Origin of the sequence: Vibrio tubiashii, assembly GCF_028551255.1 — a bacterium.
Classification (GTDB): Bacteria; Pseudomonadota; Gammaproteobacteria; order Enterobacterales; family Vibrionaceae; genus Vibrio; species Vibrio tubiashii_B.
Genome location: NZ_CP117029.1, coordinates 2,848,818 through 2,867,257, shown reverse-complemented (window position 1 = coordinate 2,867,257; position 18,440 = coordinate 2,848,818). Strand labels below are relative to the sequence as shown.

The 18,440-nt window shown below is 45.6% G+C and carries 17 protein-coding genes; all 17 read left to right on the top strand.

Going from position 1 to position 18,440, the window contains the following annotated elements; translation table 11 throughout:
• Positions 1-122 precede the first annotated feature (122 nt).
• The 17 genes from csrD (at position 123) to LYZ37_RS13040 (ending at position 18,362) form a co-directional block, all read left to right on the top strand.
• Positions 123-2,141, top strand: coding sequence for an RNase E specificity factor CsrD (gene csrD, locus LYZ37_RS13120; protein ID WP_272785777.1), 2,019 nt, complete (start codon positions 123-125; stop codon positions 2,139-2,141).
• 8 nt (positions 2,142-2,149) lie between these two features.
• Positions 2,150-3,592 (top strand): MSHA biogenesis protein MshI, encoded by a 1,443-nt coding sequence (locus LYZ37_RS13115; RefSeq protein ID WP_272785776.1) that lies wholly within the window; start codon positions 2,150-2,152, stop codon positions 3,590-3,592.
• On the top strand, positions 3,592-4,242 hold the full coding sequence (locus tag LYZ37_RS13110) for an MSHA biogenesis protein MshJ (RefSeq protein WP_272785775.1): 651 nt from the start codon (positions 3,592-3,594) through the stop codon (positions 4,240-4,242). The genes LYZ37_RS13115 and LYZ37_RS13110 overlap by 1 nt, the downstream gene beginning before the upstream one ends.
• Before the next feature lie 10 nt (positions 4,243-4,252).
• Positions 4,253-4,558, top strand: a complete 306-nt coding sequence (locus tag LYZ37_RS13105) for an MSHA biogenesis protein MshK (protein ID WP_420794631.1) — start codon at positions 4,253-4,255, stop codon at positions 4,556-4,558.
• 15 nt (positions 4,559-4,573) lie between these two features.
• Entirely contained in the window at positions 4,574-6,238 is a 1,665-nt protein-coding gene (gene mshL / locus LYZ37_RS13100; protein WP_272785773.1) for a pilus (MSHA type) biogenesis protein MshL, read from the top strand.
• Between the two features lie 5 nt (positions 6,239-6,243).
• Positions 6,244-7,083, top strand: coding sequence for an ExeA family protein (locus LYZ37_RS13095; RefSeq protein ID WP_272785772.1), 840 nt, complete (start codon positions 6,244-6,246; stop codon positions 7,081-7,083).
• Positions 7,084-7,086: 3 nt separating this feature from the next.
• Positions 7,087-8,133: a tetratricopeptide repeat protein gene (locus tag LYZ37_RS13090; protein WP_272785771.1), complete on the top strand. Its 1,047-nt coding sequence runs from the start codon at positions 7,087-7,089 to the stop codon at positions 8,131-8,133.
• Complete coding sequence (locus LYZ37_RS13085; protein WP_272785770.1) at positions 8,123-9,847, top strand: GspE/PulE family protein; 1,725 nt, start codon at positions 8,123-8,125, stop codon at positions 9,845-9,847. Before LYZ37_RS13090 ends, LYZ37_RS13085 begins: the two co-directional genes overlap by 11 nt.
• A gap of 8 nt (positions 9,848-9,855) precedes the next feature.
• Positions 9,856-11,076 carry a type II secretion system F family protein gene (locus LYZ37_RS13080; RefSeq protein WP_272785769.1) on the top strand — a complete coding sequence of 407 codons (1,221 nt, stop codon included), beginning with the start codon at positions 9,856-9,858 and terminating at the stop codon, positions 11,074-11,076.
• Positions 11,060-11,539, top strand: coding sequence for an MSHA biogenesis protein MshF (locus LYZ37_RS13075; RefSeq protein ID WP_272785768.1), 480 nt, complete (start codon positions 11,060-11,062; stop codon positions 11,537-11,539). The genes LYZ37_RS13080 and LYZ37_RS13075 overlap by 17 nt, the downstream gene beginning before the upstream one ends.
• Positions 11,540-11,617: 78 nt before the next feature.
• Positions 11,618-12,184 (top strand): prepilin-type N-terminal cleavage/methylation domain-containing protein, encoded by a 567-nt coding sequence (locus LYZ37_RS13070; RefSeq protein ID WP_069667435.1) that lies wholly within the window; start codon positions 11,618-11,620, stop codon positions 12,182-12,184.
• A gap of 33 nt (positions 12,185-12,217) precedes the next feature.
• A complete protein-coding gene (locus LYZ37_RS13065; protein WP_272281174.1) occupies positions 12,218-12,748 on the top strand; it encodes a type II secretion system protein in 531 nt (176 codons plus the stop codon).
• 161 nt (positions 12,749-12,909) lie between these two features.
• Positions 12,910-13,386 (top strand): type II secretion system protein, encoded by a 477-nt coding sequence (locus LYZ37_RS13060; RefSeq protein WP_272785767.1) that lies wholly within the window; start codon positions 12,910-12,912, stop codon positions 13,384-13,386.
• A complete protein-coding gene (locus LYZ37_RS13055; RefSeq protein WP_272785766.1) occupies positions 13,386-13,931 on the top strand; it encodes a type IV pilus modification PilV family protein in 546 nt (181 codons plus the stop codon). Before LYZ37_RS13060 ends, LYZ37_RS13055 begins: the two co-directional genes overlap by 1 nt.
• Positions 13,931-14,656, top strand: coding sequence for a PilW family protein (locus LYZ37_RS13050; RefSeq protein WP_239853054.1), 726 nt, complete (start codon positions 13,931-13,933; stop codon positions 14,654-14,656). The genes LYZ37_RS13055 and LYZ37_RS13050 overlap by 1 nt, the downstream gene beginning before the upstream one ends.
• Positions 14,646-15,065: an MSHA biogenesis protein MshP gene (locus LYZ37_RS13045; protein ID WP_272785765.1), complete on the top strand. Its 420-nt coding sequence runs from the start codon at positions 14,646-14,648 to the stop codon at positions 15,063-15,065. Before LYZ37_RS13050 ends, LYZ37_RS13045 begins: the two co-directional genes overlap by 11 nt.
• 3 nt (positions 15,066-15,068) lie before the next feature.
• On the top strand, positions 15,069-18,362 hold the full coding sequence (locus LYZ37_RS13040) for a DUF6701 domain-containing protein (RefSeq protein ID WP_272785764.1): 3,294 nt from the start codon (positions 15,069-15,071) through the stop codon (positions 18,360-18,362).
• Positions 18,363-18,440 lie beyond the last annotated feature (78 nt).

Sequence of the window (18,440 nt, the reverse complement as noted above, 5' to 3'; positions counted from 1 at the left end):
TATATAGTAAATAGAGGGCTAAGGCTATTGTCGTCATCAGCTTCTATTTGTTACCAAGTTGATTGTTAGCCTCTTCAATATAAATAAACCGATTGTCTGTTTAGAAAAGGAATTCTCGATTCATGAGGTATACCCCTACCTTAAAGCTCAGTACTCGACTGGTTGCTTTTGTAACCATGATCGTTATTAGTGCAATGTTTATCCTTTTCTTAGGTGGCACCTTATCGTTTAAACGTCTTGGTCAAGAATATCTAGATCAATCTCTCAAAGGCATTGTGGAAGTGCTGGATAAAGAGATGGAAGACCCTGATGCCGCCTACTCGCTGCAAAGATGGATGCCTAAAATGCTTCAAGCGTCCAATATCGTTGAGATGGAGCTGCTGTCTGAGTTTGGTGTGATTTACCGTTTTAAAGATACGTCGTCAAAAGTTGACGCCGCATTACTCTACGAAGCTGAGTATACGTTGGAGCGCAATCAAGGTTATCGGATACATTTCAAAGCGGTACCGCCTTATATCGGTTATGGCTATTCAATCCAAGCTCTGTGGTCTATCACCCTAGCGGTTGCGTTTATCGTATTTTGCTTGGTGAGAGGGCTCAAATGGCTAAAAGAGCAGTTACATGGGTCCGAGCTACTTGAAGAGCGCGGGAGGATGATTCTCGCTGGAAGAGTAGAAGATCATTCGGTTGGCGATGAAAAAGAGTGGCCGTTTACCGCAAGTCAGGCACTAGACCGACTTATTGAAGAGTTGCAAGATGCTCGCCAGGAGCGCAGCCGTTTCGATACCTTTATTCGTAGCCAGACGTTTCTTGATCAGCTAACCGGGGCGGCAAACCGAGTGTTGTTTGATAGCAAGTTAGAAGCGGCACTATCTGAACACGGTTCTCGCGGTGGGATATTGATCCTAAGAGTAGATGATTGGGAGCAAATTGAAGAAGAGCACGATAAACAGGTCGCCAATGATTTTCTCATCAGTGTCGGTGAAGGGTTGAGTAATGTGATACAGCGTTACCCGGATGTGATTTTGTCGCGTTATTACAGCTCTGATTTCGCAATCTTTGCGCCAAATCTTTCGAGTAAAGAAGTCTCCAATGTGGCTGCCCAATGTCTTAAGCAACTTGCTAAGTTAGCGCCTCCTTCGCCATTAGAAAGTGACAATTGGGTGCATATTGGTGTCAGTATGTACCGCGAAGGCGAAAGCCAAGGTCGGGTTCTTGATGAAGCTGAGACTGCATTGAAGAGTGCTCAGCTGCAAAGAATCAACACATGGAGCCGTTTTCAAAAACACGTTAATCAGGATGAGGAGCGCGGCAGTGTTCGTTGGCGCACGCTATTGGATGTTGCGCTACAACCAGATCAACTCTATATCTTTTCCCAACCTTGTTACTTGTTAGATAAACGGAATGAGCCCTCCGTCGAACATTTTGAACTGTTTGCGCGCATTAATGATCCTGAAAAAGGGGTCATAAAGGCCTCTCGGTTTAACTCAGCGGTTGAGTCCATCGGCTATGAAGCAACACTAGATAAAGCTGTGGTGAAAACAATAATTCGCCATATAAGACATTCAAATGATTCAAACAGTTACTCTATTAACCTGCATGTGATACCTTTTGCCGAACGGAGTTTCTTTAAATGGTTTCGTGATGAGCTGCTGCAACTGACTAGCGAGCAAAGAGCTAGGCTATCTTTTGAATTTGCTGAAGCTCGTTTGGTTAAACATTTAGATTATATTCGCCCGGTTGCAAAAATGATTACAGGTTTAGGCAGTAGCGTTGTTGTTGGTCAAGCTGGGCGTTCTATTGTGAGTACTCACTACCTAAAAGAGTTCCCTGTTAGCTACCTGAAGCTACACCGAAGTTTAATCAAGAAAATCGACCAACGTCATGAAAACCAGTTGTTTGTTCGCAGTTTACTCGGGGCATGTGCGGGACTAAAAACTCAGGTTATCGCCGTAGGTGTCGATAATAAACAAGAGCACAGAACCATGCTTGAACTTGGTGTTCACGGCATTCAAGGGCGATTTTTGGCGGCGGAGCAGCAGATGTTGCCTAAGCCAAAAGTGGTTGAGCGCAAAGAACCTATGCAGGTTAAGCAGAACAAAGTACAAATTGGACGCCGCAACCGTTGGCGCAAAGCGTAGATATAAAGATGAAGATTCAATCTTTGATAGGAAAGTTTAAAAGCAGCAATCAGGCTACGGCAGGTGTTTGTGTCGTGGTGCAACCTAGTGCGCTTTTTTTCTCTGCTTCAGCAGACTTCTCCTTACCGACCCAAGTGGCAATCGAAGGCATATCATGGCAAGAGACGTTACTGAAAACCTTACGTGATGCGAATATTGCCAACATCTCGCTAAAAGTGGTTTTGCACGCCAATATTTATCAAACCTTCCAGCTTGATAAGCCCAACATTCCTCCTGAAGAACTGAAAAGTGCATTACCGTTCCTGGTTAAAGATCTGATCAGTGAAAAGGTCACAGAGATCGTTGCCGATTCTGCCCCTACTACTGTCAATAACAAGCTTCAGGTTTACGTCTTACAACGCGCAGTGGTTGTTGGGCTTTATGAGTCTTTGCAAGCACTCAAGATTGAGTTGTCAGAAGTATTGGTTGAAGACGAAGTATGGGGACACTCCGCAGGGGATATGACCACCTTCTTGCTACTGCAAAGAAGTAAGCAAGGGTCATTTCGTATTAGCGCGTTTGTTGACTCCCAATGCGCTTTTCAAAGGACGATTCGTGGTGTTGTAGCCCCCTTGACGGGTATGGCGGCTAGCGCGCTACAACTTGATAGTCTTGCCCTAGAGCTGCAACGTTCCATTGATTATCTCTCCTCTCAGATGCGGGGGGCTTCACTTCATCAGTTACAAGTATGCTGTGATGAAGAAGAGCAGCAGCAACTAATACAGAACTTGGGCGATAGCCTAAGTGTAAAAGTCGCTGCGCTTGCCGATGTGGAACAAGAATCCGGTGCTGTGCTAGCGGAAAGTGCTAATAAGCTAGAGCAAGCGGAAATTAACTTATTTCCTGATGACTTAAAGCCGAGCAAAGAGTATTTCACTTTGCAAAACGTTGCGCTAGGTTGGCTTGTTACGGCGCTAATGTTAGGGCTAGGTTATGCCGGACTAAAATATCAGCACAGTCAAATGGACTCTGAGCTTAAAACCTATTTGTCGCAAGAAGCCGAGTTTAAGCAGCAGGCAGAGAGCTTGACTCAACGTGTCGCTCAGCATAAACCGACACCCGCAAAAGTCGCCGCAGTCGCTAGACTTAAGCTAGAGATAGAGGCTAAGCGTAATTCATTGCAAGCGGTTGGCGAGTTCGATGACTCACAACAATTGGGTTACTCAGGGGTGATGCGCTCGTTAGCTCAACTTGGTCGTAATGATATTTCATTAAACTCCATCACCATTAATGCCACTCAGTTGGACTTGCATGGCTTAGCGCGTGAAGCGAAAGCCATACCAAACTGGGTCAATCAGTTCAAAACCGAGTTGAACCTTGTTGGGCGAACGTTTGAAAAGCTAAAAATTGGCCGCAATGAGCAGAACATCATTACCTTTGAGCTTAAGACTACTGAGCAGGAGAGTAAATAATGCAGCAGTACTGGCAGCAGTGGTGTGATCGATTTGTCCAACTAAGCGCGAGAGAAAAGGGCTTAATCACAGTGTGTGGTTTTGTGATTATTATCCTTGGGTTGCTGACATTGCTGATTGAACCTGCTTTTGATCAAAATCGAGCAACCTCACAGCGCATTACCTCGACTAAGCTTAATGTGCAGCGCTTAGAAGCAGATATCTTGCTGATGACCGCAAAGTTGCAAAAAGATCCAGACCAAGAGCTGAATCAAGAGTACAAACAGCTGATGGTAGAGAGCCAAGAACTGTCAACTCAATTGGCTGCGATTGTCGAAAACCTGATTGCGCCGAGTCAAATGGCTCAGCTATTGGAACAAGTACTGGCAGACTCTAAAGGTTTGCACTTAGTCTCTTTAGAGTCTCAAACGGCAGAGCCTATCGCCAGCAATGAAAGCAATTCAAATTTGGCCAGTTACTACGTACACCCTGTCAGATTAGAGCTGACGGGTAAGTATTTTGCCATTGTTGATTATTTAGAGGCGCTCGAAGCGTTACCAGTAAAATATTATTGGCGCAGCTTTCATTACTCAGTAGAAGAGTACCCAACAGCACGTTTAGTGCTTGAGGTGTATACCTTAGGAACAAGGCAGGAGTTTATTGGTGGTTAGAACAATCGTTATGTTACTTACCGTTGGGCTCTCTCTAAATGTCATGGCATCGCAAGACCCAACCGCCCCCCTGGGGTGGCAGAGCCCTCAGCAGAGCAAGGCAACAATAGTAAAGCGTAAGCCAGTGCCTAAGCTACAAAGTATCGTCTGCGAGGAAGCGGGGGGGTGTAGCGCCATTATCAATGGTCAGGTTGTACTTGCTGGGGAGCAAGTGAGCGGCTACAAAGTGAGTCAAATAAAACCAGAAGTTGTGACCTTGGTTAGAGGTGGCAAGCAGTGGAAATTAAATCTCTTCTCTCTGGAAGTGAAACAGTAAGGTCAGTGGAAACGTATGCGTAAACTCGCGATAGCAATTACGATTACAAGCTTATTAGCCGGTTGTGCGATGGGACATCGAGATCCTGTCGAGGCGAAAGGTGCAATTAATCAAGCGATTAACGAAAACAATAGCCGTACTCTAGAGACGCTGCCACCTTCGGTTGAAGCTGATCTTATGCCTGAACTTAGCAGTGATGAGACTGCGGTATCTAAGACCATTAAGCGTTTTAGGATTAAAGCCAACGGTGTTGATGCTAAAGCCTTTTTCGCCAGCTTAGTCAAAGGCACTCAGTACAGCGCGGCCATCCACCCCAATGTCAGTGGCAATATTACCGTTAATCTAAATGACGTCTCTTTAGATGAAGTGTTGTCAGTTGTACAAGATATGTATGGCTATGACATCGACAAAGTAGGCAATGTCATTCAGATTTATCCTGCGGGTCTTAGAACAGTGACCATTCCAGTCGACTACCTACAGTTTAAACGCGCGGGGCGCTCCCTCACTTCTATCTCGACGGGGACAATCACTAACACAGATAACAATTCGTCGAGCTCAAGCTCGTCAAGTACCACATCATCGTCGAACTCTAACTCGAATAATCGCAGTAGCAACAACGTCAAGGGTGGCACTGAGATTGAAACAACCAGTGAAAGTGATTTTTGGCCTCAGCTAGAAACAGCGGTCGCGCAGCTGATTGGCTCAGGTGACGGTCAAAGCGTGGTTGTCACTCCGCAAGCCAGTGTAATTACAGTGCGAGCTTTCCCCGATGAAATTCGAGAAGTACGTAACTTCTTAGGTGTCTCTCAGCAACGTATGCATCGCCAAGTGATTTTGGAAGCGAAAATATTAGAAGTGACGTTAAGTGACGGCTATCAGCAAGGGATCAACTGGTCAAAAGCATTCTCTTCTAACGGCACCAACTACTCACTTGGTCAGGGCTCGATTGTTAAGAATGCCGCTGGTGCGATTGTGCCTGCTACGCTTCCAGGGCTAGACTCAATTGGCACTCTTTTAGGCGGTCAGTCGAACTTGGTGATTTCTAGTGGTAGCTTCGAAGCGGTACTGAGCTTTATGGCAACGCAAGGTGATTTGAATGTACTTTCAAGCCCTCGTGTGACGGCTTCAAACAACCAAAAAGCGGTCATAAAGGTAGGTACAGACAGCTACTTTGTGACTGATTTTTCATCCAATACCGATACCAGTACTTCATCGACCAATACCTCGACAGATGTTGAACTGACTCCTTTCTTTTCCGGCATCTCGCTAGACGTTACGCCGCAAATTGATGATCAAGGCAATGTCTTACTGCATGTTCACCCTGCAGTAATTGATGTAAATGAAGAGCGTAAAGAGATCAGCTATGGCAATACCAACCTAACGCTACCACTAGCAACTAGCTCGATCCGTGAGTCGGACTCAGTGATTCGCGCTCAAGATGGCGATGTGGTTGTGATTGGTGGCTTGATGAAATCCAACACCTTTGATCAAGTATCGAAAGTGCCATTTTTAGGTGATGTACCAGCACTGGGGCATTTATTCCGTAACACGACTAAGTTAACTCAAAAAACAGAACTGGTTATTTTGCTTAAGCCTTCAGTGGTCGGCGTTAACACATGGCAGAAAGAGCTTGAGCGCTCGCGAGATCTATTACAAGAGTGGTTCCCTGACGAGCAGTAGTCACTATGTACCTTGAGCACTTTGGCCTTGAAAGTTTACCTTTTCATCTCACCCCAGATACGGAGATGTTTTTGGGGTTAGCGCCACATTATGAGGCGATTCAAATGGTCAACTCGGCGCTAGAAATGGGCGAAGGTGTGATCAAAGTGACTGGGGAGGTGGGCACAGGCAAAACCATGATTTGCCGCGTACTGGTTAAGTACTTTAAACCGAGCGTACAACTGGTTTTTGTGCCGAATCCTGCTTTGAATGGTAGCCAGTTGCGCTTAGCTGTGGCAAGTGAACTGGGTCTTAACACTGACAATGAAGCGACGATTGTTGATGAAATTCAAAAGCGCCTGATTGAACTCAAAAGAGAGCAAAAACAGGTGGTGGTTTTAGTCGATGAAGCGCAGGCGTTGAGTGATGATGCGTTAGAAGTGCTCAGATTGTTTGGTAATTTAGAAACAGAACAAGAAAAGCTGTTGCAGACCATTTTGCTTGGTCAGCCTGAACTCGATGAGCGTTTAGCCAGTCATCACCTAAGGCAGTTTCGTCAGCGTATTACCTTCAGTGCCAAACTGCGTGGGTTAACTTTAGATGAGTGCGTCGCCTATATTGAGAGTCGCTTGAAAAAAGCGGGCGGCAGCGAGAATCTATTTTTGCTCTCGCACAAAAAGGCAATATGGCGGGCAAGTAAGGGCTATCCACGACTGATTAATCAGATTTGCCATAAAGCTCTGTTACTGGCGAGTAGCGACAAACAAGATCAGGTAGCGAATGGTCATTTGTTCGATGCGATTCATGACACTTACGACAGTAGTAAACCGAAATTTAAGAGCCCGCTGTTATGGGGGTGGAGTTAAACAATGAGTGCGATTAATAATGCGCTGTCCCAACTAGCCGATGACAAGTCCACTTTGGCCAAGGGTATCTGCAAAGCGAATGTGCAGCCAGTAAAGCAAAGAGCCGTATTGCCATGGGTGGTTGGGAGCTTCACGCTAAGCTTGGCAGTTGGTGGCTGGGCGCTCTCGCAACAATCGCCACCAGAGGTGGTTGTTAGCTCTATCACTCCTACTGACAGCCAGCAACAAACTGTGGAGTCTCCTACGACAAAGGTAGCTGTTGTAGACCAACCTGTTTATCAAACATTAGTCGAAGAGGACGTTTCCCCTCGCTCGAAACCCGCGTCATCGGTTCAACCTCAAGCTAAGCAACCAACCAAACCGGTTGCGATTGCTAAAGCGGCTACAAGTACGCAGGTTTCGGCTTCAAAGCCTGTTCCCACTCAAGGTGAAGTGGTGATAGAGCAAGTTGAGCTGACACCAGAGCAGCTTTCAGCCAAAGCCCAAGAGCGGGCGAAAAAGGCGCTCGACAGCAATAACCTCAACGATGCGCTTAATCACTACGCCGATTCACTGCGTTATACGCCAGCGAATAAACAGGTAAGAAAACGCCTCGCCGCCCTTTACTATGGAAAGGGTGAAGTACGCAAGGCGGCAGATATCCTGCAAAAGGGAATTGCATTAGACAGCAATGATTCTACCTTGCGCCTCTCTTTAGCCAAAATGTTGATGAAAGAGCAACAAAACGCGGTAGCACTCACTGTATTAAGTACGCTCCCAGCATCAGTTCCTGTTGAATACCTTTCTCTCCGCGCAGCATTAGCCCAAAAAGAGAAACAAGATCAGTTGGCATTACAAAGCTACCAACAGCTCGTTCAACGAGAGCCGGAAAGTGGTCGCTGGTGGATGGGCTTAGGTATTCAACAAGAGCGAGCATTCCAACTAGCGGATGCCAAGTCATCATACTCACAAGCCTTGACGAAGCTGGGTCTATCTAGTCAATCGCAACAGTTTATACGTGACCGAATTTCTTTGATTGAGAGCTTAGAGGAGCAGCCGAGTGAAAATTAAACTAAGAAAACGTCTCGGCGACTTACTGGTTGAAGAAGGTATTATTACCGAGCAGCAGGTTGAGCAGGCGCTGAGTGCGCAAAAATCAACAGGTAGAAAACTAGGTGCAGCGCTGATAGAACTTGGGGCTTTGACTGAGCATCAGATGTTGTCATTTTTGTCTCAGCAGCTCGATATTCCATTGATTGATCTTAGTCGTGCGGATGTCGATGTCGAAGCTGTGCAGCTTCTTCCAGAAGTACATGCTAGACGACTGAGAGCGCTAGTTATTGGCCGTCATATGGACACATTGCGTGTTGCAATGAGTGACCCGGCTGATCTCTTCGCGCAAGAAGCCTTGTTAGGTCAGCTTGCTCAATATGGTATTGAATTTGTAATCGCACCTGAAAGCCAACTAGTGGAAGGGTTCGATCGCTATTATCGCCGCACCAAGGAAATCGCCTCTTTTGCCGAGCAGCTACAGGCTGAGCACCAGGTCACCGAAGCATTTGACTTCAGTATTGAAGATGACGATAGCGAAGAAGTGACGGTTGTAAAACTGATCAACTCGTTGTTTGAGGATGCGATTCAAGTTGGAGCATCCGATATTCATATTGAACCTGATTCGAACGTGTTGCGCTTACGTCAGCGTATCGATGGTGTTTTGCACGAGACACTGCTTAACGAGGTTAATATTGCCTCTGCATTGGTATTGCGCTTGAAGTTGATGGCTAATCTGGATATTTCCGAAAAGCGTTTGCCGCAAGATGGGCGCTTCAATATTCGCTCGAAAGGTCAGTCGGTTGATATTCGTATGTCGACTATGCCTGTTCAGTATGGCGAATCGGTCGTAATGCGTCTGCTCAACCAATCTTCAGGCGTACGTAAATTAGAAGAGTCGGGCATTCCGCCTCACCTACTTGATAAATTAAGACGTCAGTTGCGTCGTCCACACGGCATGATTTTGGTGACTGGGCCAACGGGCTCAGGTAAAACCACCACACTCTATGGTGCATTGAGTGAGCTTAATGAGCCAGGCAAAAAGATTATTACCGCAGAAGATCCGGTCGAATATCGACTACCACGCGTTAACCAAGTGCAAGTTAACCCTAAGATCGACCTTGATTTCTCGACGGTACTGAGAACCTTTCTTCGCCAAGATCCGGATATTATTCTTGTTGGTGAGATGCGTGATCAAGAGACGGTCGAAATTGGTTTGCGAGCGGCGCTTACAGGTCACTTAGTATTAAGTACTTTGCACACCAATGACGCGATAGATAGCGCACTGCGCATGATGGATATGGGGGCGCCAGGTTATCTGGTGGCGAGTGCGGTACGAGCAGTGGTTGCGCAGCGACTGGTACGTAAAGTTTGTCCTGATTGTAAAACTGAAGAGCAGCTTGACGATGCAAGAGTGCAGTGGCTTGCCCAACGTTTCCCAAATCAAGTCGGGGCGAGCTTTGTTAAAGGCCGCGGTTGTCAGAACTGTAATCTAACCGGATACCGAGGTCGAATCGGTGTGTTTGAGATGCTTGAGCTTGAACAAGAGATGATGGACATGCTGCGAGCCAATGATGCGGTTGGCTTTTCTCAGGTAGCGCGTCAGTCACCAAACTATAAACCTCTGCTGGCATCAGCGATGGAGTTAGCTCTGCAGGGGACGGTGAGCTTAAGTGAAGTGATGAGTCTCGGTGAAGGTGATTCATCTGGTCACATACAAGCGATTTATATCTAAGGTAAGCGATGAAGAGTTTTCGATACCAAGGACGTAATCTTGATGGCAGTGCAGTTTCAGGGCTGGTAGAAGCCCCCACTCAAGAAGCCGCAGCAGAGCAGCTTATGGGCAAAGGTATTATTCCAATTAATATCTCGGCCCATAGTGGCAAAAGCCCGTTGAATCTTGATCTTAAGGCGCTATTCACGCCAGCGATTCCTTTAGAGGTGTTGGTGATTTTCTGTCGTCAGCTGTATAGCTTGACCAAAGCAGGCGTTCCTCTGCTGCGTTCTATGAAAGGCTTGAGCCAAAATAGCGCCAATAAACAGCTGCAAGCTGCGCTCGAAGATGTGACTCAAGAACTGACTAATGGTCGCAGCTTGTCGGCCTCTATGCAGCTATTCCCTAAGGTGTTTAGCCCGCTGTTTGTTTCTATGATCCACGTTGGTGAAAATACCGGTCGTTTGGATCAAGCGCTACTGCAGTTAGCGAACTATTATGAACAGGAAGTAGAGACGCGTAAACGAATCAAAACTGCAATGCGTTATCCGACCTTTGTTATCTGCTTTATTGTCATTGCACTGTTTATTCTTAACGTCAAAGTGATTCCGCAGTTTTCCAGTATGTTCTCTCGTTTTGGCGTCGATCTTCCTTTGCCGACTCGCATATTGATTACGACGTCAGAGTTTTTTGTTAATTACTGGGTGATGATGGTGGCAGGAATTGTGGCGGCTCTGTTTGGATTTAGAGCTTGGTTAAGTACCGCCAATGGGAGAGAAAAGTGGGATAAGTTTCGCTTAAGAATGCCTGTAGTGGGCGAGCTGATAAATCGCGCCCTGCTGTCACGCTTTTCTCGTACCTTTGCTCTGATGCTTAAGGCGGGGGTTCCACTAAACCAATCTTTAGCCCTCTCAGCGGAAGCTCTCGGCAATAAATTTCTAGAGAACAGGCTGATAGAGATGAAATCCTCGATTGAAGCGGGCGGAACCATCTCTTCAACAGCGATAAACAGTGGTGTGTTTACCCCGTTGGTGATTCAGATGATTAGTGTCGGTGAAGAGACGGGGCGTATCGATGAACTGCTATTAGAAGTGGCGGATTTTTACGATCGTGAAGTCGATTATGATTTAAAGACGCTAACCGCACGGATCGAACCTATCTTGCTTGTAATTGTGGCGGGTATGGTTTTGATTCTGGCTCTAGGTATCTTCCTACCAATGTGGGGAATGTTAGATGCCATTAAAGGCTAATTTGATCAGTTACATAGAGCGCTCACGGCTAGCGATTTGGTTACTGGTTATTGTCTGTTTGATCATGAGCTTTATGTTGGTATGGCAGAACGTGGTGAAAGAGGCCAATCAATCGGCTTTTTTGCTCGCGAGTCAAAGTATTGTTGAGCGAGCAAGCTACTATAAACAGCAGTGGTTGTTATCTGATCAACAAAATGAGATAACCATTGAAGGTCGTACGTTGAACTATACTAGTATGGGGTGGACCAAACCTTTGGGTGATTCGCAGCAAGTAGATTGCTTAATGTGGCTAGACACCTTATACCCGCAACATGAAGTTCTAGGTAATCAGCCGGTTGCGATTGAAAACAAAACGATAGCGAACAATTATCACTGTGATTATCTGTATAGCAACGACAGATTGATTTCTATCACTTTGATGGATAATAGGTTTATAGCTAAGACGGGTTTCTTAGCTCAGTAGAGTTATTGACACTCTCAATATAGCGAATTAGTACAATTTCCGTATAATGCACTGTACATAACGGTAGGTGATAAATATATGTCAAACAAACAGTCTGGTTTCTCACTAGTTGAGCTCGTTGTGGTTATCGTGGTGGTTGGCCTACTCGCTGTTGCTGCCTTACCGCGCTTCTTGGATGTGACGGATGAAGCGAAAAAAGCCAGTGTTGAAGGAGTAGCAGGTGGCTACGCAACAGGGGTACTCTCTGCACGTGCACAGTGGGAAGCGGAAGCAAGACCTTCTGTGACCATTGATTCCGTTGTACGAAATACGGTAAATTATGATGGTGTTAAGTTTTGGCTGACCAGTACCAGTCAATCTGGCGGTAACTTTAGAGATGGTTACCCATTTGCAATTAACACCAATGATACGAATTTCCCTACCGCATTAACTGACACAATTTGTGTTGAGCTGATGGAGAACTTACTGCAAAACCCACCTAAAGTGGGCACGGTAACTCAGGCTCAAGCGGATTCTAATATTAAGTATTCAGCACAAGCTGATAACGCTCAATCTACTTGCACTTATATTCAGCGAGAAGGTAACAGTGAACATCAGTTTGTTTATGAAATTGAAACTGGTCGTGTGACCGTAACTTTGCAGTAATTCTGCAGCCCACAACATAGAGAGATTTTTACTATGAAAAGACAAGGCGGTTTCACCCTAATTGAACTAGTGGTGGTAATTGTTATTCTAGGTATTCTTGCAGTGACTGCAGCGCCGAGATTTTTAAACCTGCAGGGTGATGCGCGTGAGGCTTCACTTGAAGGTTTACGTGGAGCGGTTGCCAGTGCTATGGGAATTTCATATGGTCGTGCTGCAATTAATGGTATTGAGGCAACAACATATACAGCATTTACGAATGCTGCTAATCCAGGAACTGTTGTAGGTGGTATCGCACATCATTTTGGTTATCCAACGGCTGTAAGTGATACAACAGCAAACCAAGGAGGAATTGTTCAAGCTCTTGATTTGTCACAAGATTTTGTAGTGTTGCAATCATCATCTGGTACTAACACTGATCAAACCAATACAACGATTGATCTAGGCCTTGCTGGTTTTAACACGCGATGCGTGAGGTACACTGCCGCTACGAATGCCACTACGCCAGCTACAGTTGCTTTGATTGATGGTGCTGCTGGTACTGCTTGTGGATTACCGACGCCATAATAAGGAACAAAGGCCAGCAAAAGTGAAGTGACCCCATAAAGCTGGCCTTTTTCTTTTCTAAAAGACACCTCTAAGCCCTTCTCAAAAATCCTTAAAAAACAACAGCCCTAACCTGATCTGTTATATACTGACTTTAAGTATACGTCCCATGGTAACTGGTTATGGCTAGGCCAAGAGTCTTTGGTTTTACATTGATTGAACTGATCGTCGTTATATTATTAGTGTCGATAGTGTCGGTTTATGCTGCCAGCCGTTATTCTGGGCGTTCTGGTTTCTCTCCTTTTGCTGCGCAAGAGCAAGTGATCTCGGTTATTCGCCAAGTTCAAGTGAATCGCATGCAGTCGAATGTTGATATGGATGCAATTAGCGGTAGTACCAATTTTACCCTTAGCCTGTTAGGTAACTGTATTGGTTCTCAAGCGGCCTGTGCTACGCGTGACGATGGGCGTAGTGATTGGGTGTCTCTCAATGATGTATCTTTCACTTCCAATGTTGGCGCACTGGTTAATTTTGATTTGCTAGGCAATCCTGATGGTGTCGCAACTCCTGTTAATATACAAATGACCTCGACTGACGGCACTTGTGTTGCTGTACAAATCAATGCAGTGGGTTACGTTTCACCTGCGGGGGGCTGCTAATGACTCAAGCGCGCGGGTTTACACTAATCGAAAGCATTGTTGTCATTGTTGTGATGGGTATTGCCATGCTGACCATTACTAGCTTTTTGGTCCCCCAAGTATCACGCAGTGCAGATCCTCATTACCAAACGCGAGCTGCCGCTTTGGGGCAAAGCGTAATGACACAGATATTGGCGCGCAAGTTTGACGAAAATAGTGGCGATCAAGGTGGTATACCGCGTTGCTCATCAAGTGACGCTGGTGCTCTAGTTTGTTCTGGTCCTACAGGCCCTAGGGCTTTTGGTATAGATGCAGATCAAGGTGAAACAAACAGTAACCCTGATACTTACAATGATGTCGATGACTTTCATGGTTGCTGGGAGCCTTTGGCAACCAATGGCTGTCGTGATCTTAACTTGCTTGTAGGTGGGAATAGCTACCTTAACTTTCGAGTTGATGTTGAAGTTACATACGCCGAGCTTAATCGACTTAAACGAATCCAGCTTACAGTGAGTGCCTCTAATCAAACCCCAACCGTGCTTAATGCTTACCGAGGGAACTACTGATGAAAGTGAAAGGTTTTACTTTAATCGAAATGGTCGTGACCTTGATTGTCGGGGCGATCTTAGTGCTCGGTATCGCCGGTTTTGTTGAGCTCGGTGCTCGCGGTTATAGTGATACGGTTGATAGACAGCGGCTACAGACTCAAGCCAAATTTATTCTGGAGAAGATGTCTCGTGAAGTGCGCCATGCGGTGCCGAATATGCTTAATAGTGACTTAGCGATTCCTCAGGCAACTAGCTGTATCTCCTTCTTTCCTATTGTCGAGTCAGGTTTTTACGCCGTCTCAGGGGCGGATATCAACTTTGTAGTAGGGCGCAATGGTGTGACTGTCGCTAACATTAATACACTCAACATGGTGATTAACCCAACTCAGGCTAACCCCACTACCAATGTGTTTGCGTTAACCAATGTTAGCAGTGCGAGTAATACTTTTATCTTGCCAGATGCAGCCGCTTCAATCGCTGGTGGCTCAATATCCAATCGCCATTACATCTATAACCCCAATGGAATGGTCAACTATTGTTTGGTTGCGGGTCAGTTACGCCGTAGTGTGAGTGGGGCTAGCGCGTTACCACTATCGGATTCTGGTATAACAGGAGCGCTGACTTATACGCCTGCAACCGTGCAGAACAATGGTATCGTCCAGGTAAATATGACCTTCAACAATGCAGCTGGTGATGAATCAACTAACTTTATACAAGAGATACAGGTGTTAAATGTCCCGTAATAAACAGCAGGGTAGTTTATACATAGTCATTATCTTTGTATTGGTAGTGATGGGTTTTCTAGCCTCCACACTGAGCCAGATTAGTTGGTCGAACAGTGACAGTCATGCCAAAGATGTTGTCGGTACTCAGGCTGCGCTGTTAGCACACTCGGGGAATGAGTGGGCGCTAGAACGTATCTATGGAATTACAAGTACCAACCCAGTCAGCACTGAATGTGCAGCTATTAATGGGGTAAGTGTAAATACGTTTGATACCACGGTTAACTGCCAAGATGTACAGGTGAGCTGTCAGGCGCGTGGAGGGCAATTGGCGGACGGAACGCAAATGTACGTGGTCAGTTCAACCGCGATATGTGGCACTGGTATTAACCAAATGCAGCGCAACCAAGAAGTTTGGATTAGGGAGTAGCAGATGAAGGCGTTATTTAAGCTGTTAATGGTTTTTAGTCTAACTATAGCTGCTTGGTTGCCAAGCTCTGCGCTAGCTTCTCAGTGTTTAGCGGCCGGTAGTTGGGTTGATGCAACTAAGGGATTCTGTATTACATTTAAAATGGATTCTGATGGTTCCAATCGTGTGCGACTAGAAAGCTATTACTATTACCCAATTTGGACAGATGACATAGCATACCTTGGCTACAACCCTGCGTTTTATGAGCGTAACTACATTAACGAACGAAAGGAACGAACGTTCCGCGTCAAGTTTGTCCGCGCATCAAACAATTCGCGTTGGATTTGGGGCACATTGACTTACTATGTTGATGGCGTTTTACAACAAACCATAAATAACTTTAACTTATCAACCCTTATGGGGATTGATAAGTTTAATCCATGGTTACGCTTGAATGTAGTTGGTAACGAGTTTGGAGATTCAAGTAAGTATTGTATTGCATCGGGCAACTGTATCGATCTATTTCCGGATGAAATCGATGTATGTCCATATGTACCAAATGGGTTACAAACTAATATTTATGCGGGTACGCCGCAGGCCCCGTTTGGTGCAATGCAAGTGACGCCGGGTGCTCAAAATAGAATATATCCATCCAACAACGATCCTCAATATTCATTTCAGTCTATTACAGTGTTGCCTGACTTATGTGAACATCCCAATGGATTAATCGGTCCATGTAGTTACGACGCAACTAAAAAGCACACATCCTTACCTCGACCACTGCCAACCTTTGTAGAAGGAAACACGGATAGAACATGTAACAATAATCGGATATGTCAGCTAGAAAGTGGTGCGTATGATGAGGTCAAAATCAAGAAAAATGCTAGGCTCCAGCTAACTGGTGGGGAGTATTGGATTGATGAGCTTGATTTTGACAAAGAGAACGCGCAGCTTGAAGTACTCTCTCCCAGTATTATTCACTATAAAGAGCTAACGTTCTCTAAACAGAACGTACGAATCAATCAATCTGGAAGTAGTCACGACCTGCTATTTATTGGACATGGGGATGATTCAGAGATTGAAATTCCCAGTTTTGGAGCCGAGGATAGCAATTACATCATCAATGCGTTTTTCTACGTTGACCCGAGTGCAGACAACTACAGCAACGGCTTTATCATTAATGGTAGTAATAACCAGATCCGTGGTGGGATTACAGCGCATAGCATTGCGATAAGTGGAGCAAAAAACAAAATTTACCCATTAAGCTGTGATCCGCAACCTGCTCCTGAAGTTGCGTCAATCGTAATTAAGCCGTTTAACTATCACCTGACCTGTGAAACAACGCCGAATAATATTGTTGAAGTCCATATGCTAGATAGCAATGGCGCTCCTGTTGCTGGACTGACGCCAACGCTAGTGCAAGAAAACGGTTCGAATCTTAATATCAGTTATATCTCTGAAGCGAATGGTATAGCTAAGTTCAGAGTTACGACTAATACGACTTCAAGTATTGGAAACTACGACCTAAAAGCGAGCCTAACCACAGGCGGGCAAACCTTTACTGATACCGACCAAATTAAGTATGTGCCGTACAAATTTGAGGTTACCGATAAATATCTAGTTGCTGGGAAAAATGAGCAGGTTACGGTCAGTGTGAAAGCATGCAGTATCACCGACCAGCTTATTACCTTGGGTTATACAGGCAGCCCAACCGCGACCTTCAACTATCAAAGGCCGACATCCGCTGCGGTTGTTTCTGGTGATTTGAGCTTTAGTGCTAATCTGACCAATTCAAATCGACAGGCTGACATCAACTTCAAAGAATCTGGTCAGATACGTGTCACCATTACCGATAATAACTTTGTCTGTGATGATGTTCGTTGCCCCGTAGAAGGTGGGGCACTAAAAGGGCAGTTTGATGTCTACTCTAGGCCATGGAAAATTGCCATCTGTAATGTGGCTGAAACTGGTGGCAGTAATAAAGCTAACCCTGCAACGACTACCGGTTCACCGGGCTTTGTGCCAGGAGGAACGGGATTCTCTGCGACATACAAACCCATTGTGCATAGCGATTCCAATGGGGGAGTGAGTGATGAGTGTAATTATCCGTTAACAGGCAATTATAGTCTTGATAATGGTCCTCTCAACCTAGCCTATAGCGTGAGTTATCCAACGACTAACCCACAAATCGGAACTGTCACACCAAGTGTTATACCTAATTTTGGCACCAATAGTGAGACGCAGACGATCAATCATTCATGGACCGAGGTTGGGACATTGAGCCTTCAAACGAGTGCCTCGTACCTCACAATGAGTGTTGATCCTGATACGCAGAACGTTGGCCGCTTCTATCCGAAGTATTTCCAAGTGATTAATACGCCAATCTGGAATTACCCTGGGGTTGGAGCGAGTGAGCAAAACTTTGCTTATATGAATCAACCGTTTAATGGGGTTGAGTTTTATGTAGAAGCTTTGAACCTGCAGGGTAACTCGGTACAAAACTACGGTAACTTTGTTGCTAGTAATACCGCGGGCTTTGCCTTGTATGAAGCTAACCCTAGCTACACCAGTCGTTTTCATTCAGGGACGCCTAGTAAGGCTTGGGCGGTGAGTTCGAGCAAGAGTATTGGTACCTTTAAACTAGAAGAAAACTCGCCTTCTACTACTTGCGCTAATGAGTTGTGCTGGGCCAAAGCGACACCTGCTGATGGCTATGAAGATGGCCCATTCAATACATCTGGCGGAACTGCTTCAACTATTTCTATTGATGCCGTGAGTGGCAACGTTAACGCCGACCCTATTGATTATCAATCAAGTGGGCAGCCAAGACTGCTGACAAGCCAACCTGCTATTTATTTTGGTCGCGCTGTGCTTGATAGTATCGGTGGAGTGACAAGCAGTACTATGAACATTCCACTCAGAATTGAGTTTTGGAATGGTTCAGGCTTTGTTACCCATAGTGGTGATGATACGACTAACATAGCAGGCGTCAATGTGGTTAGTGATAACCGTACTATCTGGGTCGATAACGGCGCTACAGCGGCGAATGTTAACTTAGCGGCTGGCGGTGTGGTTACTAATGGCGCATCCAATACCATTACGGTTTCACAGTCAGCTGCTGTCAGACAACAAACACAAGTGTGGTTAGACTTGCACAGAGGGGCAAACATAGCCCCTTGGCTTCGATACCGTTGGCAAGACGCTAATCGAACTGAAGTCAATGGGGAGGAAGATCCTTCTACCGTTGTTACCTTTGGTATTTTCCGCGGTAATGATCGTGTAATTTTCCGTGGTGAATCTGGATTAACCGGCCAGTAATTTTTGTCATTTTTTTGCCTATCGTTAGGAATCTGTTAGAAATTGCGTGTTTCAGCCCATGTTTACACTTCAATGCCT